At 64.4% G+C, this 16,090-nt stretch carries 12 protein-coding genes; 8 read left to right on the plus strand and 4 right to left on the minus strand.

Annotated features, from left to right (window positions below; genetic code table 11):
- The 3 genes from HBJ55_RS19655 to HBJ55_RS19665 form a co-directional block, all read left to right on the plus strand.
- The coding region (locus HBJ55_RS19655; RefSeq protein ID WP_206022777.1) for a type 2 periplasmic-binding domain-containing protein at positions 1 to 431 on the plus strand (431 nt) is incomplete at its 5' end.
- Positions 424 to 2,748, plus strand: a complete 2,325-nt coding sequence (locus HBJ55_RS22320; RefSeq protein WP_206022778.1) for a putative bifunctional diguanylate cyclase/phosphodiesterase — start codon at positions 424 to 426, stop codon at positions 2,746 to 2,748. The genes HBJ55_RS19655 and HBJ55_RS22320, both read left to right, overlap by 8 nt.
- Positions 2,749 to 2,940: 192 nt before the next feature.
- Complete coding sequence (locus tag HBJ55_RS19665; protein WP_338072056.1) at positions 2,941 to 4,272, plus strand: sensor domain-containing diguanylate cyclase; 1,332 nt, start codon at positions 2,941 to 2,943, stop codon at positions 4,270 to 4,272.
- Between the two features lie 34 nt (positions 4,273 to 4,306).
- Here the strand turns inward: HBJ55_RS19665 and HBJ55_RS19670 are convergent, their stop codons facing one another.
- Both HBJ55_RS19670 and HBJ55_RS19675 read right to left on the minus strand, forming a co-directional pair.
- Positions 4,307 to 5,821 (minus strand): phospholipase D family protein, encoded by a 1,515-nt coding sequence (locus HBJ55_RS19670; protein WP_240936210.1) that lies wholly within the window; start codon positions 5,819 to 5,821, stop codon positions 4,307 to 4,309.
- Between the two features lie 49 nt (positions 5,822 to 5,870).
- Positions 5,871 to 6,113: a hypothetical protein gene (locus tag HBJ55_RS19675; RefSeq protein ID WP_167119148.1), complete on the minus strand. Its 243-nt coding sequence runs from the start codon at positions 6,111 to 6,113 to the stop codon at positions 5,871 to 5,873.
- A 132-nt stretch (positions 6,114 to 6,245) separates the two neighbouring features.
- Here HBJ55_RS19675 and HBJ55_RS19680 point away from each other — a divergent pair, with 132 nt between their 5' ends.
- Positions 6,246 to 7,046, plus strand: a complete 801-nt coding sequence (locus HBJ55_RS19680; RefSeq protein ID WP_167119151.1) for a TlpA disulfide reductase family protein — start codon at positions 6,246 to 6,248, stop codon at positions 7,044 to 7,046.
- A 155-nt stretch (positions 7,047 to 7,201) separates the two neighbouring features.
- The gene (rapA, locus tag HBJ55_RS19685; RefSeq protein ID WP_167119154.1) at positions 7,202 to 10,144 is read left to right on the plus strand and encodes an RNA polymerase-associated protein RapA; all 2,943 of its coding nucleotides are present in this window, start codon (positions 7,202 to 7,204) and stop codon (positions 10,142 to 10,144) included.
- A gap of 10 nt (positions 10,145 to 10,154) precedes the next feature.
- On the opposite strand, the gene HBJ55_RS19690 is transcribed toward rapA, so the two are convergent.
- Positions 10,155 to 11,057 (minus strand): TIGR01777 family oxidoreductase, encoded by a 903-nt coding sequence (locus HBJ55_RS19690; protein ID WP_167119157.1) that lies wholly within the window; start codon positions 11,055 to 11,057, stop codon positions 10,155 to 10,157.
- A gap of 88 nt (positions 11,058 to 11,145) precedes the next feature.
- On the opposite strand from HBJ55_RS19690, the gene HBJ55_RS19695 reads away from it, so the two are divergent.
- From HBJ55_RS19695 to phrB, 3 genes are all read left to right on the plus strand, one after another.
- On the plus strand, positions 11,146 to 11,583 hold the full coding sequence (locus HBJ55_RS19695) for a sirohydrochlorin chelatase (RefSeq protein ID WP_167119160.1): 438 nt from the start codon (positions 11,146 to 11,148) through the stop codon (positions 11,581 to 11,583).
- Positions 11,584 to 11,696: 113 nt separating this feature from the next.
- The gene (locus HBJ55_RS19700; protein ID WP_167119163.1) at positions 11,697 to 12,611 is read left to right on the plus strand and encodes a MerR family transcriptional regulator; all 915 of its coding nucleotides are present in this window, start codon (positions 11,697 to 11,699) and stop codon (positions 12,609 to 12,611) included.
- A gap of 20 nt (positions 12,612 to 12,631) precedes the next feature.
- On the plus strand, positions 12,632 to 14,050 hold the full coding sequence (gene phrB, locus HBJ55_RS19705; RefSeq protein ID WP_167119166.1) for a deoxyribodipyrimidine photo-lyase: 1,419 nt from the start codon (positions 12,632 to 12,634) through the stop codon (positions 14,048 to 14,050).
- Positions 14,051 to 14,098: 48 nt separating this feature from the next.
- Here the strand turns inward: phrB and HBJ55_RS19710 are convergent, their stop codons facing one another.
- Entirely contained in the window at positions 14,099 to 15,961 is a 1,863-nt protein-coding gene (locus tag HBJ55_RS19710) for a putative bifunctional diguanylate cyclase/phosphodiesterase (RefSeq protein WP_167119169.1), read from the minus strand.
- Positions 15,962 to 16,090 lie beyond the last annotated feature (129 nt).

The following is a 16,090-nucleotide window of genomic DNA, read 5'->3' on the forward strand; positions in this document are numbered from 1 at the left end:
CAGGGATGCCTTCACGACTCAAGCGAATCGGCTGTAGCCTTCTCTTTTTACTGTCCTCGAGCATGGCCTGGGCCGAGGTCGTTGTGGTGGTTTCCATACATAACCCGCTCGCCACGCTCACCCGAAGCGAACTGGTCGACATCTATCTGGGCCGTACCAGCCGCTTCCCCAATGGCCAGCCGGTTACGCCACTGGACCAGAGCGAGAGCTTGCCAATCTACGCAACTTTCTACCGCGAATATCTGGGGCACACGCCCACCCAGATCAAGATGCATTGGTCGCGCCTGATATTCACCGGCCGCGGCCAGCCACCGCGCAGCCTGGCAGACCCCCAGGCCATGGCCGACTTCGTTGCCGAACAGGCCAATGCCATCGGCTATATGAACGATGCCCATATCGACGAGCGCCTGCGGGTGGTAGCCATTGATTGAGCCCACGCTATACAGCGGCACTGATGAGGACCCAGCCCCCACCAAGCGACACTGGCTGCATCATCTCGTCGAGCCCGGGATGCTCTTCTCGGGCCTCGCTCTACTGACGCTGACGGCCATCTGGCTGGTCACGTTGAGCCTCGCCGAGCGGGAACGGTCGGCTGCCGACCGCCAGGCGGCAATGCTGGCGGTGGATATGGCCGAGACCTACGAGGCACAGGTCGTCCGAGCGCTGCGCGAGATCGATACCACCCTCAAGCTGGTGCGTTACAGTCTCGACGGTCGCCCGCCACAAGACGTTCTGGAAGAGCTGCGTCAGCAGGACATGTTGCCCCCTGCCCTGCTGTTCGAGGTCCGCCTGAGCGATGCCGAGGGCAACGTCATCGCCAGCACACATGAGCCCTCAGACGGATATGACACTTCACCCGTTGCGGGGCAGGAGGGTCTGAGGGTCGAGCTTCACCGTCAGGTCGAGTCCGAACAGGACAGCAGGCTGGCCTTCAGTCGAAGACTGACCGAAGAGGGACGGCACGAGTCGGGCTGGGTGTCCGTGCTGGTAAACGCGGCTTATTTCGTCAGCGGCTACGAATCGGATGCGTTGGGGGAGCAAGGCGTGTTGGCCCTCGCGGGGTCAGAAGGGATTCTCCTGGTTCGTCGCACCGGTGAGAACATCCATACGGGCGAGCAGGTCGACTACATAAATCTGCTGGAGGACAACGATGCACTCGGCGAGCCCGCCCGGATAAGCGTCAGCGGGTGGGACGGTGTGCGCCGATACTTGGTGGCCAGGCCACTGTTCGAGTTCCCGATAGCTATTGTCGTCGGCCTTTCTCAGGCCGACGAGATGGCTGTCGCCGCCGCGCTTCGGCATACCTACTACTGGCGCGCGCTGCTGGTCAGCTTTGTTTCACTTGCCGTGTTGGCACTGCTCGGCCGGCTGAGCTGGAAACTCCGCAAAGCCCAGGCCAAGGTACTCGAAGAGCGCCTGGAGCACGCCCGGCGCGCCGAGTATCTGGCCTTCCACGACAACCTGACCGGGCTACCTAACCGAGCCTACTTCAGCCGCCTGTTGACCAAGGGAATGCAGCATGCCCGACGCTACGACAAGCATCTGACGCTGCTCTTCCTCGATCTGGACCGGTTCAAGGCGATCAACGACTCATTGGGGCATGATGCGGGCGATGAACTACTTCAGGAGGTCAGCCGGCGACTTGGCAGCGCAGTGCGGGAAAGCGATACGGTCGCCCGCCTGGGTGGCGACGAGTTCGTCATCCTGCTCCCCGAGGTCACTCACCCGAGCCAGATTGCCCAGGTAGCCGACAAGATCCTGACCGCGGTAAGCCAGCCCTTCACACTGGTGGGCCAGGAGTTTCGTATCACGGTCAGCATCGGCATTGCTCGCTATCCCGCCGATGGTGAGGACGAGCAAACCCTGATGAAGCATGCCGACGTGGCGATGTACCATGCCAAGGAAGAAGGCAAGAACAACGCCCAGTTCTACTCCGAGCAACTGAAGTCGGACTCCTTGGAGCGCCTGGCTCTCGAGTCGAGCCTGCGCAAGGCGCTGGAGCGTCAGGAGTTCCTGCTCTACTACCAGTCGAAGCTCGACATGGCGACCGGTCGCGTCATTGGCATGGAAGCGCTGCTTCGCTGGCAACATCCGGAACTCGGACTGGTACTGCCCAAGCAGTTCATACCGCTGGCGGAAGAGAATGGCCTAATCGTACCCATCGGTCGCTGGGTCATCTACACGGCATGCCGACAGAATGTCGCCTGGCAGGAGACCGGCTTCCCGGCGTTGGGCATGGCGGTCAATCTCTCGGCCCGCCAGTTCCTCGACGATGGCCTGCTCAGAGATATCAAGGGGGCGCTACAGGCAACCGGTATGGCCCCTGAGCTGCTCGAGGTCGAGATAACCGAAAGCATGATGATGCAGGACATGCCAAAAGCCGTCGGAGTTCTGCAAGAACTGAGGGAGATCGGCGTGCGCATCGCGATCGACGACTTCGGTACCGGCTACTCCTCACTCTCGAAGCTGCAGGCCTTTCCTCTCGACACGATCAAGATAGATGGCTCGTTCATCCACGACCTCCTCGACAACGCCGGCGACAGGAACCTAACGGAAGCCATCATCGACCTCGGCAAGAACCTGGGCCTGACGGTCGTCGCCGAGGGCGTCGAGTCGGCTGCGCATGTGGAATATCTGCGTAGGCAGGCTTGCGACCAAATCCAGGGGTTCTACATGCACGAACCGCAGCCGGCAGAGGAAGTCGCCCTGTCGCTGAAAAAGTGGTTCGGCAGTGAATCCCTGTATTAGCACGCCCAGCAGACCTCTTCCCCTTTAGCCTGACATGCCCAACTTCGGCGTGAACGTGCCGCGAAAAGACGCTATGCTGCGCGGCCGGGGGTGCCAGGCGTCCCCTTCGGCTCATGACACAAGCCAATCGATTCATACCGAAGCCATAAGAGACTTGCCCCAGAACAAGTCCCCATCATACGGAGGGCGCTCGTGAAGAACAGCGAGCTTGCAACTGCGCATGGCAGCGCCGGGATCGCTGCTGCCATGCCCGGCCCCCACTGGTCCAGCAGTGATCTCGACACACTGCGCGCCAAGTTCTATCAGCTTCACATTGCCGTGGAACAGAGCCCGGCTGCGACCGCGATCACCGATACCGAAGGACGCATCGAATACGTCAATAAACGCTTCCTCGAGGTGACCGGCTATTCCCGCGAAGAGCTGATCGGCAAGACCCCGGCGATGATCCAGTCGGGCCTTACCCCCGAAATCGTTTATCGCGCCCTGTGGCAGACCCTGCGCAGCGGCCAGGTCTGGCGCGGCGAACTGCAGAACCGCAAGAAGAGCGGAGAACTCTACTGGGAAGCCGAGACCATCACGCCGGTGCGCAACGATGCCGGCGAAGTCGTACACTTCGTGGCGGTGAAAGAGGACATCACCGAGCGCAAGCGCCAGGAAGAGGAACTGCGGCTGCTTGCCAGCGTGTTCCAGACCGGCCAGGCCACCTTGATCACCGATCCGGAAATGCGCATCGAGAGGGTCAACCAGGCCTTCACCGACATCACCGGCTACCTGCCCGAAGAGGTGATCGGCCACACGCCACGTCTGTTCCAATCGGGCCGGCATGACAAGGCCTTCTACTCCCAGCTGTGGCAGGACGTCCTCGAGGCCGGCCATTGGCAGGGCGAGATTTGGAACCGCAACAAGTACGGTGAGATCTACCCGCTGTGGCAATCGATCACGGCCGTCCATGACGAGGCCGGCAACATCCGCCACTTCATTGCGGTGTTCCACAACATCGCCGAACGCAAGCGCCTGGAGCAGGAACTGGAACAGCAGGCCACCCGCGACCACCTGACCGGAGCGTATAACCGCCGCGCCTTCGATGCCGCCATGCGCAAGGCGGTTCGACAGGCCGAACGCAGCGACAACACCTTCTCGCTGCTGCTTTTCGACATCGACCTGTTCAAGTCGGTCAACGACCAGCATGGCCACGATACCGGTGACGTTATTCTCAAGCGCCTGGCCTTGCTGGTAGGCAAAGCCCTGCGCAGCACCGACCTCCTGGCCCGCTGGGGCGGCGAGGAGTTTGCCATCCTGCTGCAAGACACGTCCGCCCAGGGGGCGTCGATATTCGCCGAGCGCCTACGTCAGCAGGTGGCCGAGACTCGCCTGCATGGTTTGGCCGTCACCATCAGCCTGGGCATCGCCGAATACCGCCGAGGCGAAAGCCCCGAAGAGATGCTGACCCGAGCCGATAGCGCGCTTTATCGCGCCAAGCGGGCAGGGCGCAACCGTGTGGGTATCGCCGACACCCACCCCTGAGCAGCAGCCGAATGGCACTGCACGTCCCGCAAACCTACAGCAGGGGCTCCAGCCAGGCGATCCTTCCCAGCAGGGCGCCCAGTCGGCGCCAGATACTGCCGGGCTCGCGCACCAACCGCACCGGCTCCCCCTGCTGTACGGTCTGCCAATAGAGCTGCCCCGACACCGAGCGCTCGACCCGATAACTCAGCTCCGGCGATTCGCCGACTTCCGTCAGCTCATGAAGTTCGGCAGCCAGGCCCGGGCTGGCGGCGAGCACACCCACTTCGGTGTTCCACCACACCGAGCGAGGATCGGCATTGGGCGAGCCGACGAACACCCGATCGTCATCGATGGCGAGCGCCTTGATGTGCAGTGAGGAGGCCGACGAGCCCACGCTGAAGCCTTTATCTTCATCGGACTCGCTCTCGGCACGCATTTCGTAAAGCGCGACGCCACTGTCAAGCAGTGCGCGCCGGCGCGTCTGGTAGGCGCCGTGGACCAGCGGCACATCGGTCGCTTCGAGGGAGTTGGTAAAGACTTCGACTTCGACGCCCGCCTCGGCCAGTTGCCTCAGCAACCGCGTGCCATGCGCGCCGGGCACGAAGTAGGCGGAAACGATCGCCAACCGCTCGCTCGGTTCCCCGGCGTGCTCAAGCAGCTCCCCAGCCATGGTGCGGTCGAGCGGGGGGCGCCCAGGCCAGGCCGGCTTGCCCGGCGGGTCCCAAAGGGCGATGCCTTCGCCCCAGTGCAGCCTGCCGACCAGCGGCCCCTGCTCGACATCGGCATAGCGCTGGCGAAGGTCGGCGAAGTAGGGGGAATCGGCATTGGCTTCGAACCACTCGGCCAGCGACGACCGCAGTCCTCGCCAGGCCTCTTCATCGGCATGATGGTAGCGCCCGATGGGCTGCGCCAGTCCATGATTCCAGTAGAGATGAAAACTGCGCGTCAGCGGCTCCACCACGGGGCCGAGAGTCATCAGGTCGAGGTCGGTGAAATTGCGCGGCTCGCTGGCGCTGTAGTATTCATCGCCAAGATTGCGCCCACCGACGATGGCCAGGGCGCCGTCGGCGATCCACAGTTTGTTGTGCATGCGGCGATGCTGGCGGGCGGCCTGCGGCACCGAGGCCAGTACACGTCCAGCCAACGTACCGCGGCCGACGCTCAGTGCGTTGTAAACGCGTACCTGTATATTGGGATGAGTGTCGAGTGCGGCCAACTCCGGCCCTTGACCCACGGCGCCCATGTCATCGATCAGCAGGCGCACCTCGACCCCCCGATCTGCGGCGGCCAGGAGACGATGCAGCAGCATCCGTGTCGTCAACCCGTCACCTAGCAGGTAGGTCTGGATATCCAGGCGTCGGTCGGCCTGCTCACTCAGCAGCAGGCGCAGGCTGAAGGCGTCCTGGCCGCTGGAGAGCAGCGCGAAACCGCTCTTGCCAGGATGCGCGGAAGCGCTCATCTGCACCCACTGGCCAAGCCAGGTGGCCTCGCTTTCGGCAGCGGACAGCAGCGCCCCATGCTCACGCGGAACCGGCGTGCCGGCGCACCCCAGCAACAGAAATGCCATCAGACCAAGTAATACTGGGAGCCTGCGGGCTCGATTCGAACCGCCGGATTCAGTGCTCGTCATCGTCATCCGCCAGGCGCCGCGCCATGGCCTTGCGCGCCCTGTTTCGGCGATAGAGTCGCGCCAGCGCCAGCGCTAGCGCAAACGCGACCATGGCGACCAGCGTCACTCCCTGCCAAGGGCGAGCAGCCTCGCCTCCCATCACCGTTTCCAGCGTGATGATCAGGATGAAGCCCAGCGCCTGACTGCCGATGGCCAGGGCGCGCAGGGTATCGAACGACTTGTATGCCATGAAGGGCTCCCACCGGGTGACAGGGCTGTCCGTGCGCAGTAGGCTTGCTCTGCCTGACGCAGTAACCTTCTGCAAGTTAATGATTCTACCCGGTCTTGCCATTTGCGCCGACCCCCTTCTCGGAGCTGACCAATGGACGCCTTCGCCCTGGGCCCCGTACTGATATCCGTCCCGCGACTGTATGCCATTGGCTGCGCTCTGCTGTTGCTGCTCGCGGCCTGGCTGCTGTTGGGGCTCTCCTCCACCGATCGCACGCGCTGGTTCAACGGCCTGCTGCTGGCCTGGTTGGTCGGTGCCCGCCTGGGTCATGTGGCGATGAATCTCGACGCTTACGTCGCTGCCCCGCTGGACATACTCAAGCTGTGGCAGGCTGGCTATCACGGTTTATGGGGCTTGCTAGCGGCGTTGATCTGGACCGGCTGGGCATTGCGCGACCGGCTGCTATCCATGATCGGCGCCATGGGCCTGATCATTGGCGTTTCGGCGCTGTGGCTGGTGCTGGTCACCCTGGCGCCGCTGGGCGGCGACATGCCGCTGGGCGAGCTGCCCGACATCACCCTGGAGAATCTCGATGGCGAGCCGGTAAACCTGCAGGATCTGCGTGGCGAACTCGTGGTTGTCAATCTATGGGCTACCTGGTGTCCGCCCTGCCTGCGTGAGATGCCGCTGCTGGCCGAGGCCGACGAGCGCGAAGGCGTCAGTGTGGTAGTGATCAATCAGGGTGAAGAGCTGCTGCAGGTGGTGCGCTACCTCGACGAGCAGGCGCTTGTCTTCCGCTATCCGCTGCTCGACCCGAGCCAGGAGATGATGAAGACGGTCGAGTCGCCGGGATTGCCTACCACGCTGCTGTTCGATCGAGAGGGGCGCGCGGTGGAGCGCCACGTGGGCGAGCTGTCGCGGGCGCAGCTGGACGGCTGGCTAGACCGTCATTAGAAAACACTCACGCGTGTCTACGCCCTACCATTTCTCACTCTTCTCCACCAGCCTTAAGCCGTGGCGGGCTTTGCGTTAGAATCCCCCGCCCTGCTGCTGACGGAGCCTGCTCCGCCGACAGCATGCGCACCGTATTCAGCATCGACCGAGGCATCATGAGCGACTTTTCACCCGGCCAGCGCTGGATCAGCGATGGCGAGGCCGATCTGGGCCTGGGCACCATCTTGAGTTGCGACCACCGTAGCGTCACCGTGCTGTTCGGCGCCAGCCAGGAAACCCGTACCTACAGCATCCGTCAGGCCCCCCTCACCCGGGTCGCTTTCGGCAGCGGCGACCGCATCCAGTCGAGCGAGGGCTGGCGCCTGACCGTCGACGACAGCAAGGAAGTCGACGGACTGATCGTTTACATCGGCGAGGACGATCAGGGCGAGCTACGCGAGTTGCCCGAGGCGCGCCTGGCCGACAGCATGCAGTTCGATCAGGCTCGCGACCGCCTGCTGACTGGCCAAGTCGACCGCAACGACTGGTTCGACCTGCGCTTTCGCACCCTGCATCACCATCATCGCATCGAGCAGAACCCAGCTCTGGGCCTGGCCGGGCCGCGCATCGACCTGATTCCGCATCAGCTCTACATTGCCGACGAAGTGGCCCGACGCCATGCGCCTCGCGTGCTGCTCGCCGACGAGGTGGGCCTGGGCAAGACCATCGAAGCCGGTCTGATCCTGCACCGCATGCTGCTCACCGGGCGAGCCGAGCGCGCCCTGATTCTGGTGCCGCCGAGCCTGACGCACCAATGGCTGGTGGAACTGCTGCGGCGCTTCGCCCTCGATGTCACCCTGCTCGACGAGCAGCAGAGCCTGGCCCAGGCCGAGGCCAACCCGTTCGAGTCCGGCCAACTGATCCTGGCCAGCCAGGAGTGGCTCTTCGCCAACCCTCACCGCCAGGAGCAGGCCGTTGCCTGCGACTGGGATCTGTTGATCGTCGACGAGGCCCATCACCTCGACTGGAGCTCCGAACAGGTCGGGTCCGGCTACGCTTGCGTCGAGCGCCTGGCCAAGGCCGTGCCGGGCGTGCTGCTGTTGACCGCCACCCCCGAACAGATGGGCCTCGAGAGCCACTTCGCCCGCCTGCGCCTGCTCGACCCGGATCGCTATCACAACATCGATGCATTCCGTGAGGAGGAGCAGCACTACGTGGAGGTGGCCCAGGCCATCGACGCGCTGGAAAACCTGTCCGAAGGCGGGAGAGGCGATCGCGACCGTGTGGCCGCGGTGATCGATGAGCGTGACAGCCTCGCTCTGCTGGACCTCCTGACCAGCCCCGAGAGCAGTCCGGAGCAGCGAGCCAGCGCCCGCGACCAGCTTCGCGAGCAGTTGCTCGACCGTCATGGCACCGGCCGGGTGATGTTCCGCAACAGCCGCCGCCATGTCGGCGGCTTCCCGGAGCGCCGTCTGCACCTGGCGGAGATTCCGCTGCCTTCGGCCTATCGTCGGGTGCTGCGCAAGCTCGAGCGTGACGAAGACTATCTCGACGAGCTACTGATCGAGACCGGGCTCGACCACCCTGACGTGATGATCTACCCCGATGCCACCTACCGTGAGCTGTCGGACGACCCACTCAACGCCGAGCCCTGGTGGCAGATCGACCCTAGAGTCAGTTGGCTGCTGGAGCGCCTCGCAGACGAAGGCGAGCAGGGCTTCGCCGATGACAAGGTACTGGTGATCGCTCACGGACGCGAGACCGCCCAAGGCCTGGCCGAGGCGCTGCGGGTGCTGGGTGGTATCCACGCCCCGGTGTTTCACGAGGGATTGACGCTGGTCGAACGTGACCGAGCGGCAGCGGCCTTTGCCGACGAGGAAGAAGGCAGCCAGGTGCTGGTGTGCTCGGAAATCGGTTCGGAGGGGCGCAACTTCCAGTTCTGCCGTCATCTGGTGATGTTCGACCTGCCGCAGCATCCCGACCAGCTCGAGCAGCGCATCGGCCGCCTGGATCGCATCGGCCAGCGCCACGCCATCGAGATCCACGTGCCGCTGTTCGAGGCCAGCCCCGGAGAGCGCCTGCTACGCTGGTTCCGTGAAGGCATGGACGCCTTCGATGCCCCCCACGGCGTCGGCAGCGAACTGTTCGACGCCTTCGGCGACGCCTTGGCCGAGGCCCTGCTCGACGACGAGGCGATCGACGACGTCATCAATGAGACCCGCGCCCTGTTCGAAAGCCGCCTGGCCCAGCGCGATGCCGGCCGCAACCGCCTGCTCGAACTCAACGCCTGTCGCCCGGCCCGGGCCGAGGCGGTAGCGGCAGCGATTCGTGAGCTCGACGACGACCCGGCGTTACCGCGCTACCTCGACCAGGCGCTGGACATCTTCGGCGTCGACAGTCAGGAGCTCGGCGGCGGCCTGCTGCACTTGCAGCCCAGCCCACAGATGCTCGACGGCCTGCCCGGCCTGGCCAAGGGCGAGGAGGGCTTCACTGCCACCCTGTCGCGCGCCCGCGCCTTGGCCCGCGACGACGTGCAGCGGCTCTCCTGGGAGCATCCGCTGCTGCGCGAAATGATGGGGCGCATCCTCGACGGTCCCATGGGCAATACCGCCCTGGCACTGCTAAAGCACCCGGCAATACCGGCCGGGCGGCTAATGGCGGAGCTGGTGTTTCGCACCTACTGCCCAGCGCCCAGGCGGCTGCACGTCAACCGCTTCCTGCCGCCCACCGCGGTGCGCGTGCTGCTCGACGAATCCGGGGCCGTACTCAGCGACAAAGTCTCGTTCACCGGTCTGTCGAAGAACCTGCAAAAGGTCAAGAAGGCCATGGCCCGGGACCTGATCCGCAGCCGTCATGATCAGTTGCGCGAACTGCTCACCCAAGGCGAGCTGGAGGCCGAGCGCGAGCTGCCGAGCATCGCCGAAGCCGCCCAGCTACGCATGCGCCGGGAACTCGATGGCGAACTGGCCCGCCTGGAGGCGCTGGCACGACTCAACCCGGCGGTGCGCGAGGAGGAGCTGGAGGCGCTACGCCGCGAGCGTGGCGAACTAGATGCCGCCATCGATGGCACGCGGCTGCGGCTGGATGCGGTGCGGGTCATTGTCACCGTCGGCGACTAGCCGGTGGCAATTAAAGAATATCTGCCAGCGCCTGTTCGAGCGTCGGGAAACGAAATTCGAAGCCGGCTTCGAGCAGGCGCGCCGGCCGCATGTCGGCACCGGTCAGCAGCAAGCGGGACATCTCGCCAAAGGCGGTCTCCAGCACGACCGCAGGCACCGGCATGACGGCGGGTCGATTGAGCTGCCTGGCCAGGGTGCGGGTAAACTCGGCGTTGGTGACCGGATGCGGCGCGCTGCCATTGAACGGCCCATCGAGATCGTCGCGCTCGAGCAGGAACAGGATGCTGCGCACCAGATCCTCGCGGTGAATCCAGGGCATGTACTGGCTGCCGTCGCCGAAGCGCCCTCCCAGCCCCAGCTTGAACGGCGGCAGCATCTTCGCCAGGCTGCCGCCCCCCGAGTCCAGCACCAGGCCGGTGCGCAGCAGTGCCACTCGAGTACCGAAGTCGGTCGCCTCGAGCGCGGTATCCTCCCAACGCTTGCATAGTCGATGGGCGAATTCGTCGTGGGGAGCCGTCTGTTCAGTGACCTCGCGGCTTCCCTGATCGCCGTAATAACCCATAGCCGAGCCCGACACCATGACCTTCGGCGCCTTGCCGCTGGCCTGATCGAGCTGCTCGCAGAGGATCACCAGGTCGCGGGTGACGTTGACCCGCGAATCGATCAGCCGATTTTTCTGCTCGTCGCTCCAGCGCTTGGCGGCAATCGGCTCCCCGGCCAGGTTGACGATGGCATGCGGCGGCGAATCCACGAAATCGAGCACCGAGCGTCGCACCTCTGCCGCTTCGGGCAGCTTGCGCCTGGCGGTCTCGGGATCGCGAGAAACCACCTGCAAGCGATGTCCCGCCTCCTTCAAACGCAGGCACAAGCGTTGACCCACGAAGCCACTACCACCGGTTATCAAGACTCGCATCCGACTCCCTCCGCATTCGGCCGCTCCGCAGCCTCTCGTTATACAACCGTTGTACATCTCTGCTATGCTGGCGGCAATCGGGCAATTCATGGTGCAGCTCGACATCCCGCCCGGTCGTTTACCGTCGCACGTCCCGGAGACCGTCATGTCCTACAGCTTGATCCTGCTCGCCCATGGCTCCAGCGACCCTGCATGGCGCGCCCCCTTCGAACGCTTCCACGAGGCCTTGGCCGCACGCATGCAGGTATCGCTGAAGCTGGCCTACATGGAGCTTAGCGAACCCTCGCTGGAAAGCAGCGTGGCTGAACTCGCTTTGGCCGGCATTCGGCGCGCCGAGATTCTCCCCCTGTTCTTCGCCGCCGGGCGGCATCTGCGCAAGGACGTCCCGGCCCAGATCGAGGCGCTGAGGGCGAACCACCCCGGTATCGAACTGACGCTACTGCCACCCGTTGGTGAGCACCCCGCCTTTATCGATGCTCTGGCCGCCGTGGTCGCCGAGCAGGCGGGAGAAGCATTGCCGACTTGACCATGGCCGCCATCAGTTGTACACCGCTCATTTAGTGTACAATATTCCTTGGCAGCGGACTGCGTCCACAGTAGCTGCTGCGTGGCCAATGACAACACAAGAGGCAGGCGAGCATGACCGAGAAGGGGGCCCACCCGGCCGACACACCGCTCTATCCTATCCGCGAGGTGTCACGCATTACCGGCGTCAACTCGGTTACCCTGCGCGCCTGGGAACGTCGCTACGGGCTGATCCGTCCCAAGCGTACACCCAAGGGGCATCGCCTCTACGCCCGCGAGGACATCGAACGGGTCGAGCGCATTCTGCAGTGGCTGAGCCGCGGTGTGCCGGTCAGCCAGGTCAAGGAACTCATCGATCAGCCGCAATCTGCGCCCGTTTCCGAGCCTGTCTCGGGCGACTGGCCCAGCCAGCAGCGGCAATTGATGGCGGCCATCGAGGCTCTTGACCAGAGCCAGATGGAAACGCTCTTCACCCAGAGCCTGGCACTCTACCCCGTGGCCACCTGTTTGGCGGAGCTATGGCAGCCGGTGCTACGCGAACTCGAGGAACACTGGACCGATCAGCTCGGCGCCGCCTTGCAGCGCCGCTGCCTGGAGTCGTTCCTGCGCACCCGCATCGGCATCCGGCTCTACCACGCCAACCAACTGGCCAGGGGGCCCGTACTGCTGATCGCCCCGCTGCCCGACGATCCCGGCACCCTGTGGCTGCTCTTGGCGGCACTCGCGGCGAGCGATGCCGGTTACCAGGTCCAACTGATGGACAGCGCCCTGCCCTTTGGCGAACTGCCGCTGGCGATCGAGCGCCTGCACGCCGCCGCGCTGATTCTCGTCAGCGGCCGCGCCGAACGGGCAGACCTGATCCGTCGCCAGCTGCCTCGCCTGGCCGAGCAACTCGATGCGCCTCTCGGCCTGTGCGGGCCGGTCGCGCGTATTCGCAGCGGTGACCTGGCCGACAGTCTGGTGGAACTGCTCGGCGACGACCTGCCCCTGGCCATGGCCCGCATGCGTCCGCTGATTCTCGACCACTGACCATCGCGAGAGAGCTGGCCATGACCTGCACCCTGATGTGGTTTCGCAGCGATCTTCGCATTCATGACAACACGGCACTGGCAGCCGCCACACGCCGAAGCCCGGTAATAGCGGTGTTCCTGCGCAGTATTCCCCATTGGCAGCGCCACGGTCATGGCGCTAACAAGCTGGACTTCTGGCATCGCGGCGTCGCCGCCCTGGGTGAGGCCCTGGCCGGCATCGGCATTCCTCTGTTGCATCGCGACATCGACGACTTCGACGAGGCCCCGGCCACCCTGCTCGACATCGCCCGCCAGGTCGACGCTACCGCGCTGCACTTCAATCACGAGTACCCCCTCGATGAGCAACGCCGCGACCGGGCAGTCACCGCCGCCATCCACCAGGCCGGCATCATGGTGACCGGTCATCATGATGCCGTTGCCTTTGCCCCCGGCGAGCTGCTGACGGGCAAGGGCGACTACCACAGTGTCTTCACGCCCTTCGCGCGAGCTTGGCACCGTCAACTGACGGCACAGCGCCTGGCGCTGTGCGACACTCCGTCGCCGCAAGCATCCATCAGGATCGAAAGCGAGCGTCCCTTCGCTGCACCGCCCTTGGCGACCTCCCCGGCCGATGCCGGACTCTGGCCCGCCGGAGAAGCGGCTGCCGCCGATCGCCTGGAACGTTTCCTGCGCTTCCGCGCACACCGCTATGCGCAGCAGCGCGACTTTCCTGCCATTGTCGGCACCAGTGAACTCTCACCCTACCTGGCGCTCGGCATGATCTCGCATCGCCAGTGCCTGCAGGCCGCGCTGAACGACAACGACGGCAGTTTGGCCGAGGGCGATGCGGGAATCGTCAGTTGGGTCAACGAGCTGGTGTGGAGGGAGTTCTATCGACACGTGGCGGCAGGCTTTCCGAGGGTATGCCGTCATCGCGCCTTTCAGCGGCACACCGAGGCGCTGGCCTGGCGCGACGACGAGACCGGCTTTCGCGCCTGGTGCGAGGGACGTACCGGTTATCCCATCGTCGATGCCGGCATGCGTCAACTGGTCCGCATCGGCTGGATGCACAACCGCCTGCGCATGATCGTTGCGATGTTCCTGAGCAAGCATCTGCTGATCGACTGGCGCCGTGGCGAGGCGTTCTTCCTGCAACACCTGGTGGATGGAGAATTCTGCGCCAACAATGGCGGCTGGCAATGGGCCGCTTCCACCGGCACCGACGCCGCACCCTATTTCCGCGTTTTCAATCCCACCACTCAGTCCCATCGCTTCGATGCGGAGGGCCGTTTCATCGCCGAGTACGTGCCCGAGCTGGCCGAGCTGCCGGCGCAGAATCGTCATGCACCCAGCGATGCCCAGCGGATCGATACCGGCTACCCGTCTCCCATTGTCGAGCACAAGGCCGCTCGCATACGTGCACTGGACGCCTTCAGGACACTGCCGCCCCCCACCTAGCCGCTCGATACTGGAAGAGGCGGGCAGGAAACGAATAGCGCCAGCCGCCTATGCCGTCGGCTCGGCTCGCAGGATCAGCCCTGATACATCCGACTTCAGTGCCTGCCACTGCGCTTCGATCACTTCGGCCGGGCCCGGCCGCGCATAAAGATAACCCTGCACCAGCCGACAGCCCGCCTGCTGCAGGAAGTCGAGCTGCCCATGGGTCTCCACGCCCTCGGCGACCACATCGAGGCCCAGCCCCCTTGCCATGGCCAGCACGGCACTGACAATGGCGGCATCGGCGGGGTCGTCAGGCAGCGAGCGAATGAAGGCGCGATCGAGCTTGAGCTTGTCCAGCGGCAGGTTTTTCAGATAGCTCAATGACGAATAACCCATGCCGAAATCGTCGATGGCGATACGATGGCCCTTGGCGCGCAGCGCCTCCAGCCGCGGCACGATATCACCGGCGCGCTCGTCGAGTAGCACCGACTCGGTCAGCTCCAAGCCCAGCTGGGACGGCTCGATGCCGTGTCTCGCCAGACCCGCCGAGAGTGCCGTCTCGAGTTCGCCCTGGAACATCTGAATCGCCGAGATGTTGATCCACACGGGCAGCTGAGGCAGGCCCAGCTCTCGCCAACGCGACATTTGCGACAACGATTCGTCGATCACCCAATTGCCGAGCTGGCCCATCAGCCCATGACGCTCGGCCAGCGGGATGAAGTCGGCCGGTGAAACCATGCCATGCTCAGGATGCCGCCAGCGCAGCAGCGCCTCCATGCCGACGACGGCGCCATCCATGATGCGATGCTGGGTCTGGTAATGCAGCTCGAGCTGGTCACCGTTGGCCAAGGCGTCGCGCAGGCCGTAAACAAGTGCCATGTGCGGCGTATTCTGCACGTCCAGCGCCGGACGGAAGCGCTGGCTGACGTTACGCCCGTGTCGCTTGGCCGAGTAGAGCGCCGACTCCAGACGCTGGAACAGCACGCCGGACTCCTTGCCATCCTCGGGGGCCCGGCAACTACCGATTGATAGCCCAAGGCGCAAGGTCTTGTTTGCCAGCTCGAAAGGTTCGCCCAGGTGCTGTCGCAGCCCGGCTATCCAGTGATCGTGGTCATCATACGTCGTGGTGCGTATCACCAGGAACTCATCCCCCCCCAGCCGGCCCACGACACCGCCGGCCACATGCCGGGCCAGGCGCTGGCCGAAACGGGCCAGCAGCCGGTCGCCCTGTTCCACCCCGAGGCTGTCGTTGACCGACTTGAAGCCATCGATATCGATGATCGCCATGTCGAGGCTCTCGCCGGCGCGCAGGTGGCGCAGGCGAGAGGTCATCAAGTCATGCAAGCGACGGCGGTTGGGCAACCCGGTGAGCGGATCCTCGAAGCCGATGCGCCGCAAGTCCTGCTCACGCGCCTTGTGTACCGAAATATCCGTGAAGGTGCCGACGTAATGGGTGATCTGCCCACGAGAATTCGTCACTGCCTTGACGCGCAGCCACTCGGGAAATTCGTCACCTTGCTTGCGCCGGTTCCAGATTTCGCCTTCCCAGCGTCCCTTGCTGTGCAGGGTCTGCCAGAAACGCTTGAAAAAAGCCGGGTCGTGACGCGCCGCGGCCAGGTTGGCGGCATTGAGCCCACGCACCTCATCCTCGGTGAAGCCAGTGATGCGGGTAAAGGCAGGGTTGACGGCGAGGATACGATTATCGGCATCGGTAATCTGCACGCCCTCCTCGGAGAGCATCAGCGCCTGCTGCATCAGATCGGCGTGCTGACGGTCGCGCTTTATCACGCGCCAGGCGACTGCCAGCCCCACCACGACAATGACGACAGCGGCCACTCGCAAGCCGGGGCTGGGCAGCCAGATACAGGCCGGCAACGCCACCATGGCAGCCCAGGTCAAGGGGCGGTTCAACGCGAAGGATGGCCGCATGAGAGGTCCCGGTGTAACGGAGATAAGAGAAAAGTTGCGCCCATGCTATGCATCGACCCTACCTAGAGTATCGACACTTTGCGACGACACTTTAATCGTTGGCGGCTGCCGCGTCATGCCTGGCGTGCA

The sequence above is a fragment of the Billgrantia bachuensis genome, assembly GCF_011742165.1.
Taxonomy (GTDB): Bacteria; Pseudomonadota; Gammaproteobacteria; order Pseudomonadales; family Halomonadaceae; genus Halomonas; species Halomonas bachuensis.

Excerpts from the sequence above, each read along its gene's own strand:
- HBJ55_RS19670 (WP_240936210.1), bottom strand. The coding sequence starts at position 5,821 with ATGGCATTTCTGTTGCTGGGGTGCGCCGGCACGCCGGTTCCGCGTGAG.
- HBJ55_RS19675 (WP_167119148.1), bottom strand. The coding sequence starts at position 6,113 with ATGGCATACAAGTCGTTCGATACCCTGCGCGCCCTGGCCATCGGCAGT.
- HBJ55_RS19680 (WP_167119151.1), top strand. The coding sequence starts at position 6,246 with ATGGACGCCTTCGCCCTGGGCCCCGTACTGATATCCGTCCCGCGACTG.
- rapA (WP_167119154.1), top strand. The coding sequence starts at position 7,202 with ATGAGCGACTTTTCACCCGGCCAGCGCTGGATCAGCGATGGCGAGGCC.
- HBJ55_RS19690 (WP_167119157.1), bottom strand. The coding sequence starts at position 11,057 with ATGCGAGTCTTGATAACCGGTGGTAGTGGCTTCGTGGGTCAACGCTTG.
- HBJ55_RS19695 (WP_167119160.1), top strand. The coding sequence starts at position 11,146 with ATGGTGCAGCTCGACATCCCGCCCGGTCGTTTACCGTCGCACGTCCCG.
- HBJ55_RS19700 (WP_167119163.1), top strand. The coding sequence starts at position 11,697 with ATGACCGAGAAGGGGGCCCACCCGGCCGACACACCGCTCTATCCTATC.
- phrB (WP_167119166.1), top strand. The coding sequence starts at position 12,632 with ATGACCTGCACCCTGATGTGGTTTCGCAGCGATCTTCGCATTCATGAC.
- HBJ55_RS19710 (WP_167119169.1), bottom strand. The coding sequence starts at position 15,961 with ATGCGGCCATCCTTCGCGTTGAACCGCCCCTTGACCTGGGCTGCCATG.